Raw genomic sequence first — 21,815 nt, forward strand, 5'->3', positions numbered from 1 at the left:
AAGGACAGCCGTATGACGAATACCCCTGCGATGAACCGCTACAGCTGGTATGGCAAACTGCCCAGCGCCGGAGATTTTTTGCAGCGTCGCTTTCCTGACACCCTGCAACGCCAGTGGTCACACTGGTTCCAGGTCGGCCTGCTGGCCTGGCAGCAGGAAGAGCAGCGCAGCGGTGAGCGCCCGTTTAACAAAGCGCCGGTCTGGAATTTTGTCGTACCGCCGATGCTGGGCAGCCAGATGATTCAGATGGGCTGCCTGCTGCCGGGACGTGACAGCGTTGGTCGACAATATCCGGTCTGCATTCAGCTCAGCTTTGCCCCCGCGGACTGGTCATCACGTCTGCTCAGTCAGGCTGAAAGCTGGTATCAGCAGATTGGCCGGCTGGGCCTGCATGCGGTACGTAACAGTTTTTCTGCCTCACAGCTCGATGACATGCTGATGTCCATTCCGGCACCGCAGCCCGTCGAGCCGCAAAAGCGCTCAGATATTCTCGACGTGATTGGTTATGACGAAGACGGCCAGAGCACGCTGGGCTGGCCTCAGGCAGCAGAGTGCTTTGACCCGCTTCGCCAGACCAGCTACTGGTGGACCAACCGCTGCGACGGCTACCCGCTCTACACCCATGTTCACAGCGGGAACTTCACCGGGCAGCTCTTTACGCTGCTGTTCGACCCGGCAGGTGGCGCCCGCCCGGGCCGTCACGGTCTCTATCCGCCTATGTTTGAATAAGCAGGGATCTTATGAATATCGAAGAATTTCTCGCGCCAATAAGCCCCGACAAGCCCTGCGGCGAAAACCTGGAGTATGACGCTGATTTCCAGCTCATGAATCAGGCCAGCCAGGGCAAAGCAGAGCAGCAGTTTGGCGACACCATCATTCCGGCAGAACCTGCTGACTGGAATACGGTGGAAAAATTCGCCACCATCCTGCTGAGCCGCACCAAAGATCTGCGCGTCATGCTGGCGTTAACGCATGCATGGACACGTCGCCGCGGCCTTGCGGGCTACGCCGACGGGCTGTTACTGGTGCAGGAGGCGATCACGCGTTACTGGGAGCCGCTCTATCCGCTGCTGGAAGAGTATGGCGAAACCGACCCGTTTTACCGCATTAACGCCCTGGCCGGGCTGAGTGATAAGTCTGACCTGACCGTCGCCGTGCGTAACGCCTCGCTGCTGCGATCAAATGGCGATGAAATTTCACTTCGCGACGCTCAGGCACTGCTGGATGGCAGTAAAACCGAATGTCCGGATTACCCCGGTGGCCGTCCAAGACTGATTGACGAGCTGGCCCGCGGCGATCAGCCGGGCACGTCGGCGGTGATAGTGATTAACGAACGGCTGCTGGCCATTCGTGAGTTGCTCACCGGCCATCTTGGTGAAAGTGGCGTTCCGGAGATGGAACAGCTGCTGAAAACCGTCGGGCTGGTCGCCAGCGCCTGTCAGGTGACCGACATCAGCAAGCTGCTGCCCAACCGGGAGGCACAGGCTGAGCTCAGCGCTGAACCTCAACCGGCGGTCGCACAACCCGTTCAGCAGGTTACAGACTGGCGCAGCGTGCAGGTCACCAGCCGCGCCGATGCACAGCTGATGCTGGAGAAAGCCAAACAGTATTTTGCGCAGTACGAACCGAGCCACCCCGCACCGTTGATGATTGAACGGGTGCAGCGGCTGTCAGAACTTAACTTTATGGACATTATTCGCGACCTGGCGCCAGACGGCGTTAACCAACTGGAAAACATCTTTGGACGCCGCGAATAACGCGTCCTGGCATTATGACGACAGGCATGGAGCCTGCCGTTTCACCTTCACCGCGCATCTTTGATGGAGAACATCATGGCAATGAGTAACAGTGGGCAGAAATTCATCGCACGTAACCGTGCCCCCCGCGTGCAGATCGAGTACGACGTAGAGATCTACGGTGCAGAACGTAAAATTCAGCTGCCGTTTGTGATGGGCGTCATGGCCGATCTGGTCGGCAAACCGGTGGAAAACCTGCCGGCAGTCGATGAGCGTAAATTCCTCGAAATCGACATTGATAACTTTGACGAGCGCATGAAAGCGCTGAAACCTCGCGTGGCGTTCCAGGTGGATAACACGCTGACCGGCGAAGGTAAGCTCAACGTTGATCTGACCTTCGACAGCATGGACGACTTCCTGCCGGACGCGGTAGCCCGCAAGGTTGAGCCGTTGAACAAGCTGCTGGAAGCACGAACTCAACTTTCCAACCTGCTGACCTATATGGATGGCAAAAACGGCGCGGAAGAGCTGATCGCTAAAATTCTGCAGGATCCGACGCTGCTCAAATCTCTGAGCCAGTTGCCGAAAAATGACGAAAGCGCGAAAGGTAGCGAGGAATAATCGATGAGCAACCAGACTCAACAACACGAGCAGCAGAGTGGTCAGGCGTTCAGCCAGGATGAATTCAGCGCGCTGCTGAACAAAGAGTTCCGCCCGAAAACCGATCAGGCGCGCTCCGCGGTGGAAAGTGCGGTAAAAACGCTGGCGCAGCAGGCACTGGAAAATACAGTTACCTTCTCCAGTGACACCTACCGCACCATTCAGAACCTGATTGCCGGTATCGACGAGCAGCTGTCTCAGCAGGTGAACCAGATTATTCACCATGAAGAGTTCCAGAAGCTGGAGAGCGCCTGGCGCGGTCTGAGCTACCTGGTGAACAACACTGAAACCGACGAGATGCTGAAGATCCGCTTTATGAGCATCTCCAAGCAGGAGCTGGGTCGTACCCTGAAACGCTTTAAGGGCGTGGGCTGGGACCAGAGCCCAATCTTCAAGAAAATCTACGAGCAGGAGTACGGTCAGTTTGGTGGCGAACCGTTTGGCTGCATCGTCGGCGACTACTACTTCGACCACAGTCCGCAGGACGTTGAACTGCTGGGCGAGATGGCACGTATCGGCTCGGCGGCCCACTGTCCGTTTATCACCGGTGCCGCACCGGGCGTGATGCAGATGGAGTCCTGGCAGGAACTCGCGAACCCGCGCGACCTGACCAAAATCTTCCAGAACACCGAGTATGCCGCGTGGCGTTCACTGCGTGAATCCGAAGATGCACGCTACCTTGGCCTGGTGATGCCGCGCTTCCTGTCGCGCCTGCCGTACGGTATTCGCACTAACCCGGTCGACAGCTTCGATTTCGAAGAGCAGACCGATGGGGCGAACCACAACAGCTACTCCTGGGCGAACGCCGCGTATGCCATGGCTGCCAACATCAACCGCTCCTTTAAAGAGTACGGCTGGTGCACTTCAATCCGCGGCGTGGAGTCCGGCGGGGCGGTTGAAAACCTGCCATGTCACACCTTCCCGAGCGACGACGGCGGCGTGGACATGAAATGCCCGACCGAGATCGCCATCAGCGATCGTCGTGAAGCCGAGCTGGCGAAGAACGGCTTTATGCCGCTGGTTCATCGCAAAAACTCTGACTTTGCCGCCTTCATCGGCGCGCAGTCTCTGCAGAAACCGGCTGAGTACCACGACCCGGATGCGACCGCTAACGCGCGTCTGGCATCCCGTCTGCCGTACCTGTTCGCCTGCTGCCGCTTTGCCCACTACCTGAAGTGCATCGTGCGCGACAAAATTGGCTCCTTCCGTGAACGTGAAGAGATGGAACGCTGGCTGAACGACTGGGTGATGAACTATGTGGACGGCGACCCGGCTAACTCCTCACAGGAGACCAAGTCCCGTAAACCGCTGGCGGCTGCCGAAGTGCAGGTGCAGGAAATTGAAGATAACCCGGGCTACTACGCCGCGAAATTCTTCCTGCGTCCACACTACCAGCTGGAAGGTCTGACCGTTTCTCTGCGTCTGGTTTCTAAACTGCCGTCACTGAAGACGAAAGACGCGTGATGTGCGTTGCCGGTCCTTCGGGGCCGGTAAATTAGCTGGTGGGTATCCAATTCATAAAATTAACCATCGACATTCATTAACCTCAGGGAGACTATAAATTGGGAGCGAGTTCGCCAAAAGAAATTGCCGATGGCATGTTGAAAATCTTTAATCCACGTACACAAAGTGGTCCTGAAATATTCGCTCGCAGTACGGTCGATGGCTTTTTGTCCATCCCGGAAGACTTGTGGATGTTAACTAAGGATTTTCTGGATTCGGATCATCGCTGGAGAAATGAAACCGATAAAATTAGGTTGCTGACACTCATCAAAAAAGGGCTGACCTCAGAAGATGTACGTAGGCTAATCAACACAGTGATTAAACGCTATTTGTCTGGTTTATCTGAAGAGCAGTCAAAGAAATTGCTCCTTAAAATAGGTGGGTCGCAAGTAGGCGGAATTACCTTTAAAATGGTTTTCGTTAATGAGTTAATTACATTATTTGTCTCTAAAATCATTCCACGATTCCTTGTTTCTGCCGGTATCACAGGGGTTTTGAGTGTTGGTGCTTCAATTTCGCGCTCCGTATATACCTCATATGATTTGCTGAAGTTGAATAAAGATATTTATTATGAATTGCGCGGAGCCGGTGATTTGGATTTGTTATATTTTTTGGTTGAGGATAATGTTAAACCATTCATTGAGGCGGTGAATTTCCAACAAAGTCATGGTGCAGTGGATGAGGAAATTTTTAGCCGTTTTGTGTCAGGGGTAACACGTGTTTGAAAAAACGATTAAGTATATTTTCGTCTATCTGATGTTACTTGTGTCGTTTATGATATTCTTTACGACTCTGGGTTATTATGTTTTTGTATTTAGCTGGGGTGGCAGTGTAATGGAAATAGCGATAAATGCTGTCCTGTTAATCTCTTTGGTAATTGCATCCATCGCTATTTATTATTTTGCTGAAAAAATGAAGTCAAGACTATGAATTTCGCCATGCCTTCAATAAGTAATGAACCCCCAAAATAATGATAATTAGGAAAATGATTTTTCCAAAAATTAAACCGGCAGACATTGCTGTTATTGCTTCAAGCGAAAATACATACCATATTGATTGAGAAATATCAAAAAGAGTAAAAGCTCCAATGGTTATAAAAATAATCATTAGCATTAATAAGATGATTTTCTTCATTCGCTGACCCTTAAATTGTCAAAAATCAATAGATTTTATTCTAGATGATTAAAAGGTTAATTGTCTAGCTCTTAGTTGAAGTATTGAGTGACTAAGTTAATTTAGGGTGGTTGTCATTGCAGCCACTCTGAACAGTCTGTACGAATGTGTTTTCGTCAGGCTGGAGGCAGAGGTAAAATATGGACGGTTTTATTCAGCCCCATGCTTTCCTGTTTGCCATATAAGTGCTTTTTCGAAAGCAATATTGTTCATCCACGAAGAGTAGATATTATGGCTATTGATATGTTTCTGAAGGTCGAGGGTGTTACGGGCGAATCTAAAGATTCTAACCACACCGGCTGGACTGATATTACCTCCTTCTCCTGGGGCGCTTCCCAGCCAGGTAATATGAGTGTTGGTGGCGGCGGCGGCGCCGGTAAAGTTAACTTTAACGATCTGCACGTTAACGCTCTGATCGATAAATCCACTACAGCAATTCTCAAACACTGCGCAAGCGGTAAGCACCTGACTAAAGTTGAACTGTCCGTGTGCAAAGCGGGTGGTCAGCAAGTTGAATATACCCGCATCACGCTGGAAGATGTGCTGGTAACTTCTGTTCAGTACACCGGTGCAGACAACGGCGACACCGTTGGTGTGACCTATGCATTCCAGGCTGCGAAAGTGAAACAGCAGTACTGGGAGCAGACCACTGCTGGTGGTAAAGGTGCTGAAAGCAGCGCTGGCTGGAACATCAAAGAAAACAAAGAAGCGTAATGATAGTGGGCCCGAAAGGGCTCACTTTTACATGACCTTCTTAGGATGGAGAAAGAAGAATGTCTGCTATACGTCCTGCTTTTGGTGCTGCCTGGAACAGATTCAGAGAAGTTAACGTTAATGTGGAACAGGTTGGCAAATTATTGGGTGGAAAAGTTCAGCATAATATCGATGCTGGTATTTTTAAAAATGCCTGTCCCATACGTATGAGCTATGTTTTGAATTATTGTGGTATACCTATTCCGTCTAATAGCAAATACGCGACAGTGACCGGAAATGACAAAAAACGCTATATGTTCCGCGTTAAAGATATGATTGCATTTCTTCCTACTGTTCTGGGTCATGCAGATATGTCAGTCGCCTCTCCTACGCCAGCACAATTTTCAGGCAAGCAAGGCATTATTATCTTTACCGGCCATGGGTGGAGTGATGCAACCGGACATGTAACACTCTGGAATGGAAATATTTGCTCGGATGATTGCCATTTCCTTGGATCACCCGGCAATGGTTCGTTTATTCCTACGAATGCAACATTCTGGAGCCTGAAATGAAACGTTTATTACTGCTCGCATTAGCGTTAAATGCCACCGTTGTTTATGCTCAAACATTGCCTGATGTCAGTGCTTTTACTCAACAACAAATCTTTGAAAACTGGGTGCAAAATCGTTGCATCAGTAAGATTGCGGACAGTAAGAGTTTAAAAGATGATGCAGAGGCCAGCGCTGCCGCATGGCTCGAAGCAAGCAATCTACCTGCAGAGAATTTTGAAAAAGCGGATAACGTTATTGTTTCCTTACTTAAAGAGAAGGTAGGCGGTAGCGAACCGGGCCATTATCAGGTATTGAAGTGCAGCTTAATCACCAACAGTGACGCAATTCGAACGCTAAACACCCAAAAATAGAGTCATTTGGTGGTCATGTAGAAGCTGGTGGGCAAATGAATAATTTAATATTACGTGGAGAAGAACGTGAGTTCGAATATGTTCTCCACTTTTGAAATTTTCCTTTTGTTCTGGTGATGACTTTTTATATTCATTGTCGAAACCATTACAGCGAGGTTTCGTGAGTCTATCAGCCATTAACGCAAGCTGGGTTGCTACAAAAAGAGATTTCCATAAGTGTAATGGCGTTTCGTCTGATTCTGAAATGGTCTGGATCTCTTCGTATAACAAAAAGATTATTTTTACGGTGGCTATTTTTAAATGCTTTTAATTCTGGCAAGTAACAATGGAATCTGAGTTCTAATTAACTTTACGCTCAAACGCCGCCGTTCTCGGCCCGAGAGCGGCAGCGTTTGAGCGCTAATCATACCAGCAGGAATACGCCATGCGATTCACGATTATTTCTACAAAACCTGGTCATCAGCCGCCGCAGAGCAGCTGTGATTTTTATGCCCCGGGCGGCACCATTGGGCGCGGTACGGATAACAATCTGGTATTGCCGGACAATGACCGCACCATCTCGCGTTTGCAGGCCATTGTTCACGTTGACGCCCAGGGCGAATGCCGCGTCACTAACCGTGGCAGCGTCACCCGCGTGGTATTGAATGACATTCCGCTTGAGCGCGGGCGCCAGGTTGAGCTGCAGGATGGGGACATTCTCGGTATTGATGATTACCGCATCGAAGTGACCGAACTGATTCATGATACGCAGCCAGTCAGCCGCATGGCGGCGACCATGCAGCAGCAGGCGCGTCCAGCCGCGGCCCCTGCGGCAGCCCCGCAGCCGAAGCCTGCGAGCGCCGCCCCGCGCGGGAAGGCGGAACCGACTGCTGTGCCGTCGGAAATCTGGGATAGCCTGATGCAGGAGTTCTCTATCTCCGACAGCATTTCCAGTTCTCGGGCGAAGCCGCAGCCGGCAGCGTCGCACGATCCGTTCTCCCAGCCTGTCGCACCTGAGCGTAACGCTGAAGATCCGCTGGCGATGTTCAATGACAGCGATCCGAAGCTTGAGCGTAAGAACGTGGATCCGGACACGCTGTTCAGTGACGAAGCATTGTTCAAAAAAGAGAGCATTTTTGACGACGTCACTCCGTCTACGCTGGTGCCGCCCAATGAAGCTAAACCTGCACAGCCACAAGAAGAGCAGACGGATGAACTCGATCCGCTGGCACTGTTTGGCGGTAGTGCCAGCGCACCTGCCGCACGAAATGATGACCCCCTCGGGTTGATGGGCGGGGCGCCGTTAACCCATGCGGATGAGATTGTCGGCGATAAGCCAGAGACCGGCGATAAGCCAGAGACCGTCGTTGAGCCAGAACTGACGCCGGAGCCGCAAGCAGAACAGGAAGAGGACGTCCTTGCCGCTTCTCCGCTGTTTGCTCCTGAGCCGCAGGTGCCGCCGCGCGTGGAAGAAGAAGAGCCGGCGCGACCGGATTATGCCGGCTTCACCATGCCAACCCCGCAGGCCGTGGCGCGCAGTAATGCCCAGGCACCTAAAGGGCGTTTGCGTATTGACCCGGTCAAAAACGCGGCGTCGCCAGCAGCCCATAATGGCGAAAAGGGTGAAGTACTGCAGGGCGAATTACTTGAGGCACTGCTGGAAGGGATGGGGCTCAGCGAAATGCAGCCCGTCCCGCAGTTTGACCGTGAAAATATGCGTCAGCTGGGGCAAATTCTGGGCATGTTCTCTCAGGGCACCGTGGCGCTGCTTTCTTCGCGCTCCATTCTCAAGCGCGGCGTAAAAGCCGATATGACCATGGTACTTGATGATGCCAACAACCCGTTCAAACTGTTGCCGACCGGGAAAACCGTTCTGATCCAGATGTTCGGTACACCAATGCCGGGCTTTATGCCGCCGACAAAATCCGTGCGTGACGCGCTGATCGATCTGCAGGCGCATCAGCTGGGTATGATCTCCGGTATCCGCGCCATCATTGCCGCCATGCTGCAATCCTTCAACCCGGAACAGCTGGAAGAGCAGGCGAAGCAGAACGGGATGACCTCCCGACTGGCGCTGCCGGGCAGCCGCAAAGCCGCACTGTGGGACTACTTTGTCCGCAGCTACGGTGAAACGGCAGGCGAGATTGAGGATGACTTCCACACCCTGTTTGGCGAAGCCTTCCTCCATGCCTATGACATGGAGGTAAATCAGTACAAAGACTCACAGAGCGGATCGGAAGAAAAATGAATATCGCAACGGCTTCTCTCTCCCGCCAGGGGACGCGCGCCAGCAACCAGGATCAGACGGGAGAAACCATAGGGGAACGTTCAGCCTGCTTTGTCGTCTGTGATGGTATCGCTGGTCTGCCGGGCGGTGAGGTGGCCGCTGAACTGGCCCGCAACAGTATTATCTCCCGCTTCGATGGCGACAAGCACCTGAACGCGCAGCATATTCGCGACTATGTGCAAACGGCGAATCGCACCATTCTCAGCGAACAGCAGGCGGTTCAGGATTATCGTCGAATGGGCACTACGCTGGTCAGTCTGTTTATCGACAGAGATTACCGGCTGGCCTACTGGGCACATGCCGGGGACAGCCGCCTGTATCTGTTTCGCCGGGGCTGGCTGTGGCATGTCACCACCGATCACAGCCTGGTTCAGCAGATGAAAGATGCAGGGCACGACACCGATAACCTCAACAGCAATCTGCTCTATCTGGCGCTGGGTATTGAAAACGGTGGGCCGGAAGCGAGCTACAGCGATGTGGTGCAGGTCGAAGACGGAGATGCATTTCTACTCTGTACAGACGGTTTCTGGCACGGCGTCAGCGAAGAACAGATGAAACAGTCGCTGCACATGGTTAACACGCCACAAGAGTGGCTGACCTTAATGAACCAAATCATCCAAAAGAATGGCGAACAGGAGGGGAATGCTCAGGATAACTATACCGCCCTGGCGGTATGGATGGGCAACCCTCAGGACACCACTTTGCTGCATACGCTTTCTGACGCAGCACAATTTCTTCCCTGCGGAACTGATTAGACACACAAGGAACGATATGAAACTTTGGCTATCGGGTTTAGCACTTCTGGCGGTGGCGTCCACCGCGCAGGCTGAGAATTTCCGCATCGTGCAGTCTCCTGCGCAGAAGCTGGATATCTGGATTGATAACATCAAAGACAACACCCCACAGAGCTGGTGTAAGTCAGAGATTGCGCTGCGTATCGTGGCGAATGGCAACAAAGACGTTTCGGTTCTGGAGAACTTTGTCCCGCGTCTGGGCTCGCTGCTGGAACACCAGTGCAGCAAAGTCAGTAAACTGAGCTGGACGCTGAACGATCCGTCCGGGACGACGCTGGCGCAGGGGACAGCAGGCAAAGCGCAGGACTGGGCGCTGGTGGTAAAACAGCAGCAGACTGCGCCAGTGAGTACTCCGGCCAGCGGTGCGTTGCTGCCCCCGGACCAGAACGCGGAAACCCACACGGTTGCTGCCGATCGCACGCCGTGGCAGGAATTTACCCTTCAGGACGGCTGCCATCTGCGTACCTTCTGGGAAGGGGGCTCGTCTGCTCCGGCGCTCTTTATTCCGGATTCAGACACCACCCGCTGCGGAAACGGGAGCTGGCTGAGTGGACACACAGTTATCTCCCAGTCCCGTAGTGGTGGACAAAAAGAGATACCGGTGACCTACATTCACGGCTTCCCGGTCATGGGACTGAATCAAAGTGCCGACCCGGAAAACGCGCTGATCACCTCCGTCAACAAAGAGCGCATGGTTTTCAGCACCTCCAACAGCGACCAGAGCTGGATGATCCTGCCTTACGACAGCAGCCTCAACGGCTGGAAAAGCAACGGCACGGTGGCCGTGGAGATTTCACGTGAGACCGCCAGCGACGATGCAAAACTGCAGGCGCGTATCGCCGCGGTGAAAAAAATCTGGGGCGCCTGGGTTACCCCTGGCACAACGCTCAATATCGTCCTGATTGACACCCTGCGCCCTCAGCTGCGCGATCCGGCAGTCGGCGCCTGGCGCGCGGCAAACTAAGGAATGGCTATGAATACGCTCTATCAACACCTGGCGGGTGAATCGCTGAGTGACGCGCTGGTGCGTCTTGAAGCTGAGATCAAAGCCCGTCCGGCCGATGCCGATCTCCGTGCCGCGTTTGTGCAATTTTTGACCCTCAGTGGTAACTGGACGCGTGCCCTGACTCAGCTGAAAAGCTGGCTGGCACTTAAGCCCCAGGCTAAACCAACCGTTACCCTGCTGGAGCAGTCCATCCAGGGCGAGCTGCAGCGCGCGCAGGTGATGGCGGGGCAGGCTCGTCCTGCCATGCCTGAAACGCAGTGGCCGTGGCTTACCACGCTTGCCGCCGCACTTAATGACGCGGGAGAGCGTGCTCAGGCGCTGCGTCTGGAAGCCCTTGAGCAGGCGCAGGCAACGGCGGGGCAAATCACGCTTGAGAATGACGAGACGCAGGCATTCGCATGGCTGATGGACGGCGATGCTCGTCTGGGGCCCGTGTGTGAAACCATCGTCAACGGCCGTTATTTCTGGCTGCCGTTTAACGCCATCGCCGAGATCCGTTTCCAGGCACCTGCCAGCGTGACTGACCTGGTGTGGCGTCATGCGCTGGTGCGCCTGACGGACGGTACCGAACAGGTTTGCCAGATCCCGGCGCGCTATCCTTTCGCAGCGGATGCGTCTGACGCGGTTAAGCTCGCGCGCACCACCGAGTGGCTGCCGCTCGACAATGACGGCACGCTGTATGAAGGCATGGGGCAGAAAGCCTGGCTTAGCGAGCAAAGCGAAAGCCCATTGCTGTCGTTGAACCTGGTGACGTTTGCTGCGGATGGAGCCCATGAGTAATCCCGCTGGCGAAGGCGATCTGCTGCGCAGCGGCTGGCAAGCCCGCAGCAAGCAGGAGAAGGTGGGGGCGCGCGATAAAATGCAGCCCTCGCTGCTGGATCGCCTCACCGATAACGATCCGGAAAAAAAACGCGAGTCCGCCAACAGTAATCTGATTACTCACGCCGCCCTGCGCCGTAACGTGCTGCGGGATCTGCAGTGGTTGTTTAACACCATCAACCATGACGCATCCGGTGACCTGAGCGCGTTGCCGCATGTGAACCGCTCGGTGGTTAATTTTGGCGTCGCGCCGCTGGCCGGGAAAAGAATGTCAGACATTGAATGGCACGACATTCAGCGCAAGCTTACCGAGGCCATCATTAACTTCGAACCGCGTATTTTGCCGCAGGGACTGCAGGTCCGCTGCGTGTCAGACACCTCGTCACTGGATCTGCACAACGTGTTGTCCATTGAGATAAAAGGGCGTCTGTGGTGTGTGCCGTACCCGCTGGAGTTTCTGTTTCGCACCGATGTCGATCTGGAAAACGGCCATTTTGAACTGAAAGATGCGGGGTGATCATGGAAAGTAAACTGCTCGAATATTACAACCGTGAACTGGCCTATCTGCGTGAAATGGGCGCTGAATTTGCCGAGCGCTATCCCAAAGTTGCGGGTCGACTGGGCATGCGCGGCATCGAAGTGGCGGATCCGTATACAGAACGCCTGATGGAGGGGTTCGCGTTCCTGACCTCCCGCGTGCAAATGAAAATGGATGCGGAGTTCCCGCGCTTCTCCCAGCGTTTGCTGGAAATGATTGCGCCAAACTATCTCGCGCCAACTCCCTCAATGGCGATTGCTGAAATCCAGCCCGACAGCACGCGTGGCGATCTGAGCAACGGTTTTAAGGTGCCGCGCGGCACCATGATGGACAGCCTGGCGCTGAAAAAGACCGGGGTCACCTGCAGCTACACCACGGCGCATGAAGTTAATCTGCTGCCGCTGAAAATCGATAAGGTCGAGCTGGGCGGTGTGCCTGCCGATCTGCCGCTGGCGCAGCTGGGCCTGAGCCAGCGGGGGATCAACAGCGCGTTACGGATCCGCATTGCCTGTGATGGCCCGCAGCATCTTGGGCATCTGGATTTTGACCGTCTGGAGTTTTTCCTTAGCGGCCCGGATATTGAAGCGCTCAAGCTGCTTGAGCTGGTCATGGAGCACCACGCCGGGATCGTCTGCCAGACCGTCAGCAAGCACCCGCAGCGACAGCTGCTCTCTGCGGATGCCTTACGACAGGAAGGGTTTGAGCCGGACCAGGCGCTGCTTCCGGACGACCTGCGCAACTTTGACGGCTATCGTCTGCTGCAGGAATACTTTGCGTTTCCGGCACGGTTCCGCTTTATCAGCCTCAGCGGTCTGGGCAAGCTTATCCAGCGCTGTGAAAATGAAAAAGCGTTCGATATTTTCATCCTGCTGGATAAAAGCGATGAGCAGCTGGAGCGGGTGGTTGATGCCAGCCATCTGGCGATGCATTGCACGCCGGTGATCAACCTTTTCCCGAAAGTGGCGGCGCGGCAGAAGCTGAGCGAGAGCCAGCATGAATATCATCTGGTGGTGGATAACATCCGTCCCCTGGATTATGAAATTTATGCGGTAAACAAAATCTTCGGCAGTGCCGACGGCCAGCGTGACGACCAGACATTTCGTCCTTTCTGGAGCACCTGGAGCGGTGATGCGGGCAACTACGGCGCCTATTTTTCCCTGCGCCGCGAGCAGCGAGTGCTCTCTGAACATGCCCTGCGCTACGGCACCCGCACCGGTTATATCGGCTCCGAAGTCTTTGTTTCGCTAGTGGATGAACAGCATGCACCCTGGCAGGAAAATCTGCGCTATATCTCCGCGGAAGTATTGTGCACCAGCCGCGACCTGCCGCTGATGCTTCAGCAGGAGCTCGGACAGTTCATCATGGCCGATTCCATGCCGGTGAAATCCCTGACCCTGCGAAAAGGCCCAACGCCGCCACGCCCGGCTCTGGCCGAAGGGTTTAGCACCTGGCGATTGATCAGCCAGCTGCAGATGAACTATCTCAGCCTGATGGACAGCGAAAACGAAGAGGGCGCCGCCGCCCTGCGTCAGCTGTTAGGGCTGTATGCTAACCTGGCGGAGACGCCGGTTGCGCGTCAGGTTGAGGGCGTTCGCCACTGCGTGCTGGAGCCGGTTCACCGTCGCGTCCCGGAGCCGGGTCCGGTGGTCTTTGCGCGCGGGATCGGCATTACTCTGACGGTAGATGAGCGTGCGTTTTCCGGCGCCAGCCCCTGGCTTTTCGGCAGCGTGCTGGAACGCCTGTTTGCCCGTCTGGTGTCCATCAACAGCTTTACTGAATTCACGCTGAAGAGTCAGCAGCGCGGCGAGATTGGCTACTGGGCACCGCGCATGGGGAAAAGGGCACTACTATGAGCGAAGTCGCCTCCGCGCCGCTGCGTGTCCATCGCCTGATGCCGTTGCCGGACGCTTTCTGGCGCGGCGTTCGCGAGACGCCGTGGCGCTACGATCTGTTCCAGCTATTAAGACGCATTGATGCCCAGGGCGGTGAACGTTATCCGCTGGGGCGCGCGCCGCTGCCGAAATTTGAACCGTTACGTATCGGTCAGCAGCCATCGATGAGCTTTGCGCCGTCAACCCTCGCGCAGGTGCGCCAGCGTGAAGAGAACGGGCTGCACGAGGTGTCTATCCTCAGCTTCGGTCTGTTTGGTCCAAATGGCCCGCTGCCCGTCCATATGACAGAGTACGCCCGGGAGCGTATTCATCATCATCAGGACACCAGCCTGAGCGCGTTTGCCGATCTGTTCCATCATCGCCTGACGCTGTTGTTTTACCGTGCCTGGGCTGATGCGCAGCCCGCCGTCTCTCTTGACCGCGCGGACAACAAACGCTTTGAGGGGTACCTGGCATCCTTGATCGGCATGGGCCAGCCGGGGCAGATGACCAAAGGCAGCCTGAGCGCACATGCCCGTTTTACTCACGCGGGGCACCTGACCCGTCACGCACGGGATCCGGAAGGGCTGGAGAAGATCCTGCGCAACTATTTTCACGCCCCGGTAAAACTGGTCACGAACGTGGCGCAGTGGATGCCGCTTTCGCCGCGGGAACAGGCGCAGTTGGGTGAAGGGCGTCGTCTGCCGCGGATGGGAGAATCCGCTTTTCTCGGCGTTGCGGTGCGCGACGTGCAACACAAGTTTCGTATCGAAATCGGCCCACTGAGCGCGGAAGAGTACAACCGCTTCCTGCCAGGCGAAGCGTGGGTCACTGAACTGCGCGACTGGGTACGCCAGTACGCAGGGGTAGAATTTGAATGGGAAACTCGGGTTATTCTGCGCGCCGACGCGGTGCAGGGTGCCTCGCTCGGTAGCGCCGGGCGGTTAGGTTACAACACCTGGCTGGGCCTTCAGCCTCAGCCTGTCCCACGTGGCGATCTGGTGTATCGCGCAGAGCGATAATTTTTCTAACGCATTGTTATCAACGGAACCGAACATGTCAGAAATCAGCCGTGCCGTGCTTTTCGGCAAACTGGATACGCTGTTATTTACCTCACTGGAAAGCGCCACCGCGTTCTGCAAGCTGCGCGGCAACCCCTATGTTGAGCTGGTGCACTGGCTGCATCAGCTGATGCAGCAGCAGGATGGCGATCTGCAACAGGTGATTCGTCATTTTGCCCTCGATGAACAGCAGCTGACGCGCGATATCGTGGCCGCACTGGATGCGCTGCCACGTGGCGCGAGTTCTGTTTCCGATCTGTCAGAACATATCGACAGCGCCGTGGAGCGCGCGTGGGTGTTTGGCTCGCTGAAGTATGGCGTCAGCCGTATTCGCGGCGGACATTTACTGATTGGCATCCTGAAAACCTGGAATCTGGCTAACGTGCTGAAAAGCATCTCGGCGCAGTTCACCCGCCTTAACGTCGACGTGCTGATCGAGCAGTTTGATGCGATTTGCGCTCAGAGCAAAGAGACGCAGCAGGCGGCCGCTGCCGCGGATACGCCAGCCGGTACGGTGCCTGCCGCACAGGGGACGTTGGCCCAGTATGGTCAGGACCTGACCGCGCGCGCCCGTGAAGGGAAGATTGACCCGGTTGTCGGGCGCGATGAAGAGATCCGCCAGATGGTCGATATTCTGATGCGCCGTCGCCAGAATAACCCGCTGCTGACCGGGGAAGCTGGCGTTGGCAAAACGGCGGTGGTGGAAGGGCTGGCGCTGCGTATCGCCGAAGGCGACGTGCCGGCACCGCTGCAGAATATTCAGCTTTGGCTGCTGGATATCGGCATGCTGCAGGCCGGCGCAGGCATGAAAGGCGAGTTCGAAGCGCGTCTACAGGCCCTGATTAATGAAGTGCAGTCCAGCGCTACGCCAGTCATTCTGTTTATCGATGAGATCCACACCCTGATTGGCGCAGGCGGCCAGCAGGGTACCGGTGATGCCGCTAACCTGCTCAAGCCGGCTCTGGCGCGCGGGCAACTGCGCACCATCGGCGCCACCACCTGGGCAGAATACAAAAAATACATCGAGAAAGACCCGGCGCTGACCCGTCGTTTCCAGACGGTACAGGTTCACGAGCCGGACGAAGCCAAAGCCATTCTGATGCTGCGCAGCACCGTGTCACCGCTGGAGACGCATCACCAGGTACTGCTTCTCGACGAAGCGGTCAGCGCAGCGGTCAAGCTATCACATCGTTATATTCCGGCGCGTCAGTTGCCGGATAAAGCCGTTGCGCTGCTTGATACTGCGTGTGCCCGCGTGGCGGTCAGCCAGAGCGCGCCACCGGCACAGCTGGAAGATTGCCTGCGCCATCTCGCGGCCCTGGATGTGGAGATCGAGATTGCCGGACGCGAAGCGCGCGTGGGGGCCGGCGATCCGGAGCGCGTCGCAGCCTTGACCGCCGAGCGCAATACATACGAAACAAAGCGCGAAGCCCTGACCCAGCGCTGGGAAGAGGAACGTGCTCTTGTGACTGAAATCATCCGCCTGCGTGCCGCGCTGTTTGCCGCGGGTGATGACGAGACCGGCGAACTGCGCAGCGCGCTTAACGCGCAGCAGCAGGCGCTCAACGCTTTACAGGGCGACGAGCCGCTGCTGTTTGCGGCGGTGGATGAAAATGTGGTGGCGGCGGTGGTCTCTGACTGGACCGGTATCCCGCTGGGCCGGATGGTAAAAAACGAAATTGATGCGGTGCTCAACCTGGCTGATACCCTCAACCAGCGCGTCATCGGCCAGCGTCACGGCCTGGATCTGATTGCCCGTCGCGTGAAAACCTCGCGGGCAAAACTCGACGATCCGAACAAACCTGTTGGCGTATTTATGCTCTGTGGCCCGTCCGGCGTGGGGAAAACGGAAACTGCACTGGCGCTGGCGGAGTCGCTTTATGGTGGTGAGCAGAACGTTATCACCATCAACATGAGTGAATTCCAGGAAGCCCACACCGTTTCCACCTTAAAAGGTGCGCCTCCGGGATACGTGGGTTATGGTGAAGGCGGGGTGTTAACCGAGGCCGTTCGCCGTCGCCCGTACAGCGTGGTCTTGCTGGACGAAATTGAAAAAGCGCACCCGGATGTACATGAAATCTTCTTCCAGGTCTTCGATAAAGGCTGGATGGAAGATGGCGAGGGCCGCCATATTGATTTCCGTAACACCATCATTATTCTGACGTCCAACGTCGGCACCGATCTGATCAGCGCCATGTGTGCCGATCCGGAACTGATGCCTGAGCCTGAGGCGTTAAGCGGCGCGTTGCGTCAGCCGCTGCTGGAGGTCTTCCCGCCGGCGCTGCTGGGCCGTCTGCTGGTGGTGCCGTATTATCCACTGAGCGACGAGATGCTGGGGCAGGTTGTCCGCCTGCAGCTCAAACGCATTCAGCGTCGTCTGCAAGAGAATCACAATATTATTTCCGAGTTTGATGACAGCGTGGTGGAACAAATTGTTCAGCGCTGTACCGAGGTGGAGTCTGGCGGCCGCATGGTGGACGCTATTCTGACAAACACCTTGCTGCCTCAGATGAGCCAGATATTACTTACCGCCAGCCGCAGCGATGAGCAGTACCGACGTCTGCACGTCACCTGTGAGCAGGGCGAGTTTCACTGTCAGTTTGCCGCGTAATAATCATCAAGAGAACTGTAAAAGATGACGGATAATGATAACAATCGGACTGTCCCAAACGCGCTCCCGGTCGGGTATCGCTTCAACGAGTTTGAAATTAAAGAGGTGATCGGCGGCGGCGGGTTCGGCATCGTCTATCGCGCGTGGGATCATCAGCTCGAACGCACTATCGCTATCAAAGAATTTATGCCTGCCTCGCTCGCCGTGCGCGGCGACGATATGACGCTGGTACTGCGAAGCGAACGTTTTGGCAAAGCGTTTTCCGCCGGTCTGAACAGCTTCATTCAGGAAGCCCGCCTGCTGGCGCGCTTCAACCACCCGAACCTGCTTCACGTGCTGCGTTTCTGGGTGCAAAACGATACGGCCTATATGGGAACGCTGTTCTATAGCGGTACCACGCTCTCCCGCCTGCGCGAACAAAAACCGGAGCTGATTAACGAAGCCTGGATCCGTCGTATGCTGCCCATGCTGTTCGGTGCCATTAAGACAATTCATGACGAAGGCTATCTGCACCGCGACATCTCTCTGGATAACATCCAGATTCAGGACAACGGGCTGCCGGTTCTGCTCGATTTCGGCTCTGCGCGCCGCACCATTGGTAATCTCTCTGATGAGACGGAAACTATGCTGCGCCCGGGCTTTGCGCCGATCGAGCAGTACACTGACGACAACGAAAGCGAGCAGGGCCCGTGGACGGATATTTATGCCCTCGGCGCCGTACTGCGTACCCTGATTGTCGGCTCACCGCCGCCGGTCAGCGTGGTGCGATCAATCCAGGACACCTGCAAACCGCTGGTGGAACTGCAGCCACAGGGCTATTCCCTCTCGCTGTTGCAGGCCATCGACCGGGCGCTGGCGTTGCACATGGAAGACCGACCGCAATCCATCGATGAATTCGCGGCGCTGATTGAGATGCCGGTAGCGGGTATCGACGATGTATTGAGCGCGAAAAAACCGGGCACGATGTTGGTACCGGTAGAGGAAGAGGCACCGGCTTCTGCACTGGACTGGCACCGGTACAAAATCCCGGCAATGGTTGCCGCGGGCGTGCTGGTTGGCGTCGTCGCCGGAGCGATGCTGTTTAGCGGTGGCGACCATGATGCGCCAGAGCAGGCGGCGCAGGCCCCTGCTGAGACACGCCCCGTTGAAACCGCATCGAACGCGCCGGATGTGAAACCGGAAACGGCGAAAGCCAGTGAACAGACTGCACCGACTGCGACAGCGCAACCGGCCACCCCGCCGGTGGATGCCAGCCCGGTGGCACTGGTCTATATCCGTATTCTTGACGGTGAGACCCTGAAAGTGAACGGTGAGCCAAAAACACTGCGTCCGGCAAATAACGGTTATGCATCGCTCAAGCTACCTGCGGGCGAGGCCAGAATTGAACTGCAGGGCAACGGGAAAACGCGTACCCAGACGCTGGATATCGCGAAGCCTGGCACCTGGCTGGTGAATCCGTAAGTAAGGTAAGCAGGGACTGGTAACAGGACGGAGCGAATGTATAACCTCAAGTTTGTCTATCTTTTCAGCGAGAATGTCTCGCCAGCGCTTTTCGCGAAAATTATCCGCCCGTCCGTAGCCGGGCAGTGGATAATGTCAGTTCCCGACAATTCGCTGCGCTCGCTGTTTACGCGTTACGATTTGCTGCATTCCATCACCGGGGCGAATCCCTATCAGTCAGGACGCGATACCCGTAAGCTGATCGTGCAGGATCTCGATATCGGCAGGATCGTTGCCATCGACGAGAGTTTCCGTAACTGGTCATCGGTAACGGAGATATTTTATATCAATGCCGATGGCCGACTGCAGGCGGCCTCGCTTACCGGTCTGGGCTGGTATCCGGTAAGCACAATCGTCGATCGCTACGAAACCATGGTGCGAACCTACGGTGCCCGTCCTGCGCCGACGGTACTGCCGAAGCAGGTGGTGAAATCCAAAGCGGCACAGGTGCCGGATGAGGCCACGCCGGGTAAAGACGGTAAAACCTATGCTTCGCAGCTACAGCAGATGACCAAGGCGGAACGCTGGCAGGCGCGTAAGGATCTGATCGCGAAGGGGAGTAATAGCCTTTACCCGGATGCGCAGATCGCCGCTAAACGACTGGCGGCGAATAATATTGCGGTGGAGAAAGCGAAGCTTGCTGAGAATGTTTATAAGACAGTGAATCCGCTGGAGACAACGCCGGGGGTGCCAGAGGGCTGGAAGGATATAAGCAACGATGCATCGGTGCTAAAGAAGTTAGGTCTTAAAAGTAAAACACTTTATGACAAGAGTGAGGATCCTGATTTTCTGGCACGCGTCTATCAGCCTGACCCTGACGTTTTTGGTGGCGATATGAACCCTACGCTGGTGTTCAGAGGGTCGAGGCAACCAGAGTTTTTCCCCATGAAGAACATGACTGACTGGAAAAATAACGGTGCGCAGGGGCTTGGGTTGGAGTCGGATTATTACCGAAGAGCCGTAAGTATGGGCGAGCAGCTCGCCAAATCAGGTCAAAAAATAGACATTGCGGGGCACTCTCTTGGGGGAGGTTTAGCATCAGCCACCTCTATGGCAAGCGGTATGGCGGGATGGACGTTTAATGCTTCTGGCCTAAATTCCGGTACCGTCGAGAAATATGGCGGAAGCATATTGGGCAGCACGGATAACATTCAGGCTTACCGCGTCGAGGGTGAACTGCTGACCAGGACTCAGGAAGTAAATGTTTGGGAAGATTTTAAAATGGTAAAAGGGCACGTGCCAGCACTTATAGCGAAAGAAGAGATTTCTGCCATTATGCCCAATGCTGCCGGAATAGCTCACGACCTTCCTGGTGGAATGGGGAGTGCATTTGACCGACATGGAATAGATCAAGCGATAAACTGTATTGAACAACAGAAGGATGAGGATATCTCTATTATCAGGAGCCGCGCGTGAAATCACTAATTTTTGGCTGGGTAGCGCTTTGTTTAATGTTTATGGTTCAGGGGTGCAAGCAAAATATGGATTTACAACCAGATAATTACTTTAATGGTGACCAGCTCACATTAGCGCGCGCAATTGAGAATGGTGACGGCGATGAGGTGAAAAAGTTAGCTTCGAAAACTGATTTAAACAAACCTGGTAAAGAGGACATGACCCTGTTGTTTTGGGCGGTGATGAATTCACTTAACGATAAAAAAACGCCTGAACATTTAAAAATTATCACTACTCTGATTAAGGCTGGCGCAGATCCGCTGCAGCCGAGGCCGCAGGGAAAAAGTTCGCCTGCAGAATTAGTATTAAAAGCGGACAGCGACGTGTGGATAAAGGCGATGCTGGACGGCGGATTATCTCCAGATGCAAAAGACAAAACGTTTGGTGAGCCTATAATATTCGAAAGTATCGAAGCGAAAAATACCGAGACACTCAAGGCGATGCTTGACGGCGGAGCGGATATTAATATTACCGACTCACTGGGTAGTACATTGTTAGTAGCCGCGCTGGATTACCACGCTTACGATCACGTGCTCCTTTTGCTGAAACGCGGTACTGACCCTGAAATTAAGACTATCAATGGCTGGACGATGGGTAATCAACTTCAACGTTATCTGAACAGAACAGAAGAAGGCAGTGAAGAATATAAAAAACTAACTGAAATCAAAGAGACGCTTATTCAACATGGTGGTAAATGGCCGCCAGCACCAGTCAAGTAAAGGTTAGGGCGAACATGACCGCGAAAAATAAAATTTTCTATTTCTGGGGTGTTATGGATGTCATCGGGATTGTGTTTTATTCGATTGGTCCATACCATTTACTTGAGTCATGGTGGGTTGCCACCGGAGGAAATCCGGGTGTAATTATCTTTATGCTGATAGCAGGTGGCGTAAACGGAATAGTGACAGGTGCTTTTTATCTTGTTTATCTCCTCATGCCAGTTTCCTTGCTTTTTTCTGCCTGGTTTTTTTTCACGAAACATCGATATGCGGTCGGTTTTGCTCTTATACAAGAAGTGCTGCGCGTTATCATCTTCAGTTGCTCAGTGACACTTTTCCCTATGGCGATCGCTGGTTTAGGATTGAGCGTTATTTCCATTAATATTGCTTTATTTATATTATCGGAAATATTAAAGATTGGCTCTCTCATATATATAATCAAAACAGTTCGCGCTAAATAACCAATCTGACACTGCATAGTATTACCA

The 21,815-nt window shown here is 54.6% G+C and carries 21 protein-coding genes; 20 read left to right on the forward strand and 1 reads right to left on the reverse strand.

All coding sequences use genetic code 11. From position 1 onward, the window contains the following. Positions 1-12 precede the first annotated feature (12 nt). The 5 genes from tagF to BJ887_RS05450 all read left to right on the forward strand — a co-directional run bounded on the left by tagF (position 13) and on the right by BJ887_RS05450 (position 4,624). Complete coding sequence (tagF, locus tag BJ887_RS05430; RefSeq protein WP_020883457.1) at positions 13-729, forward strand: type VI secretion system-associated protein TagF; 717 nt, start codon at positions 13-15, stop codon at positions 727-729. A gap of 11 nt (positions 730-740) precedes the next feature. Then, entirely contained in the window at positions 741-1,757 is a 1,017-nt protein-coding gene (tssA, locus tag BJ887_RS05435) for a type VI secretion system protein TssA (protein ID WP_121339487.1), read from the forward strand. 75 nt (positions 1,758-1,832) lie between these two features. Further along, positions 1,833-2,357: a type VI secretion system contractile sheath small subunit gene (gene tssB, locus BJ887_RS05440; RefSeq protein ID WP_008502644.1), complete on the forward strand. Its 525-nt coding sequence runs from the start codon at positions 1,833-1,835 to the stop codon at positions 2,355-2,357. A 3-nt stretch (positions 2,358-2,360) separates the two neighbouring features. Continuing rightward, complete coding sequence (gene tssC / locus BJ887_RS05445; RefSeq protein ID WP_121339489.1) at positions 2,361-3,860, forward strand: type VI secretion system contractile sheath large subunit; 1,500 nt, start codon at positions 2,361-2,363, stop codon at positions 3,858-3,860. Between the two features lie 98 nt (positions 3,861-3,958). Further along, on the forward strand, positions 3,959-4,624 hold the full coding sequence (locus BJ887_RS05450; RefSeq protein WP_229216800.1) for a hypothetical protein: 666 nt from the start codon (positions 3,959-3,961) through the stop codon (positions 4,622-4,624). A 199-nt stretch (positions 4,625-4,823) separates the two neighbouring features. Here the strand turns inward: BJ887_RS05450 and BJ887_RS05460 are convergent, their stop codons facing one another. Then, entirely contained in the window at positions 4,824-5,033 is a 210-nt protein-coding gene (locus BJ887_RS05460; protein WP_121339492.1) for a hypothetical protein, read from the reverse strand. A gap of 270 nt (positions 5,034-5,303) precedes the next feature. On the opposite strand from BJ887_RS05460, the gene BJ887_RS05465 reads away from it, so the two are divergent. From BJ887_RS05465 to BJ887_RS05535, 15 genes are all read left to right on the forward strand, one after another. Next, a complete protein-coding gene (locus BJ887_RS05465; protein WP_014884229.1) occupies positions 5,304-5,786 on the forward strand; it encodes a type VI secretion system tube protein Hcp in 483 nt (160 codons plus the stop codon). A gap of 59 nt (positions 5,787-5,845) precedes the next feature. Continuing rightward, on the forward strand, positions 5,846-6,337 hold the full coding sequence (locus tag BJ887_RS05470) for a type VI secretion system amidase effector protein Tae4 (protein ID WP_121339494.1): 492 nt from the start codon (positions 5,846-5,848) through the stop codon (positions 6,335-6,337). Further along, positions 6,334-6,687 (forward strand): T6SS amidase immunity protein Tai4 family protein, encoded by a 354-nt coding sequence (locus BJ887_RS05475; RefSeq protein ID WP_049022653.1) that lies wholly within the window; start codon positions 6,334-6,336, stop codon positions 6,685-6,687. The genes BJ887_RS05470 and BJ887_RS05475 overlap by 4 nt, the downstream gene beginning before the upstream one ends. Positions 6,688-7,111: 424 nt before the next feature. Further along, on the forward strand, positions 7,112-8,914 hold the full coding sequence (tagH, locus tag BJ887_RS05480) for a type VI secretion system-associated FHA domain protein TagH (RefSeq protein WP_121339496.1): 1,803 nt from the start codon (positions 7,112-7,114) through the stop codon (positions 8,912-8,914). Then, positions 8,911-9,708, forward strand: coding sequence for a PP2C family serine/threonine-protein phosphatase (locus BJ887_RS05485; RefSeq protein ID WP_014170545.1), 798 nt, complete (start codon positions 8,911-8,913; stop codon positions 9,706-9,708). The genes tagH and BJ887_RS05485 overlap by 4 nt, the downstream gene beginning before the upstream one ends. 16 nt (positions 9,709-9,724) lie before the next feature. Beyond that, the gene (locus BJ887_RS05490; protein ID WP_113655980.1) at positions 9,725-10,711 is read left to right on the forward strand and encodes a hypothetical protein; all 987 of its coding nucleotides are present in this window, start codon (positions 9,725-9,727) and stop codon (positions 10,709-10,711) included. A 9-nt stretch (positions 10,712-10,720) separates the two neighbouring features. Next, entirely contained in the window at positions 10,721-11,533 is an 813-nt protein-coding gene (locus tag BJ887_RS05495; RefSeq protein ID WP_041162721.1) for a type VI secretion system accessory protein TagJ, read from the forward strand. Further along, positions 11,526-12,089 (forward strand): type VI secretion system baseplate subunit TssE, encoded by a 564-nt coding sequence (tssE, locus tag BJ887_RS05500; RefSeq protein ID WP_010432861.1) that lies wholly within the window; start codon positions 11,526-11,528, stop codon positions 12,087-12,089. Before BJ887_RS05495 ends, tssE begins: the two co-directional genes overlap by 8 nt. Before the next feature lie 2 nt (positions 12,090-12,091). Further along, positions 12,092-13,963 (forward strand): type VI secretion system baseplate subunit TssF, encoded by a 1,872-nt coding sequence (gene tssF / locus BJ887_RS05505; protein ID WP_040017737.1) that lies wholly within the window; start codon positions 12,092-12,094, stop codon positions 13,961-13,963. Next, on the forward strand, positions 13,960-15,003 hold the full coding sequence (gene tssG / locus BJ887_RS05510; protein ID WP_121339498.1) for a type VI secretion system baseplate subunit TssG: 1,044 nt from the start codon (positions 13,960-13,962) through the stop codon (positions 15,001-15,003). Before tssF ends, tssG begins: the two co-directional genes overlap by 4 nt. A gap of 34 nt (positions 15,004-15,037) precedes the next feature. Beyond that, complete coding sequence (tssH, locus tag BJ887_RS05515; RefSeq protein ID WP_121339500.1) at positions 15,038-17,653, forward strand: type VI secretion system ATPase TssH; 2,616 nt, start codon at positions 15,038-15,040, stop codon at positions 17,651-17,653. Between the two features lie 24 nt (positions 17,654-17,677). After that, complete coding sequence (locus BJ887_RS05520; RefSeq protein ID WP_047356829.1) at positions 17,678-19,114, forward strand: serine/threonine-protein kinase; 1,437 nt, start codon at positions 17,678-17,680, stop codon at positions 19,112-19,114. Between the two features lie 36 nt (positions 19,115-19,150). Continuing rightward, complete coding sequence (locus BJ887_RS05525; protein WP_020883471.1) at positions 19,151-20,569, forward strand: hypothetical protein; 1,419 nt, start codon at positions 19,151-19,153, stop codon at positions 20,567-20,569. Positions 20,570-20,604: 35 nt separating this feature from the next. Continuing rightward, the gene (locus BJ887_RS05530) at positions 20,605-21,327 is read left to right on the forward strand and encodes an ankyrin repeat domain-containing protein (RefSeq protein WP_198922454.1); all 723 of its coding nucleotides are present in this window, start codon (positions 20,605-20,607) and stop codon (positions 21,325-21,327) included. Next, positions 21,303-21,788, forward strand: a complete 486-nt coding sequence (locus BJ887_RS05535; RefSeq protein ID WP_229216801.1) for a hypothetical protein — start codon at positions 21,303-21,305, stop codon at positions 21,786-21,788. The genes BJ887_RS05530 and BJ887_RS05535 overlap by 25 nt, the downstream gene beginning before the upstream one ends. The last annotated feature ends 27 nt before the right edge of the window (positions 21,789-21,815 follow it).

The organism is Enterobacter sp. WPR_3_1, from assembly GCF_003635055.1.
GTDB classification, from domain to species: Bacteria; Pseudomonadota; Gammaproteobacteria; order Enterobacterales; family Enterobacteriaceae; genus Enterobacter; species Enterobacter ludwigii.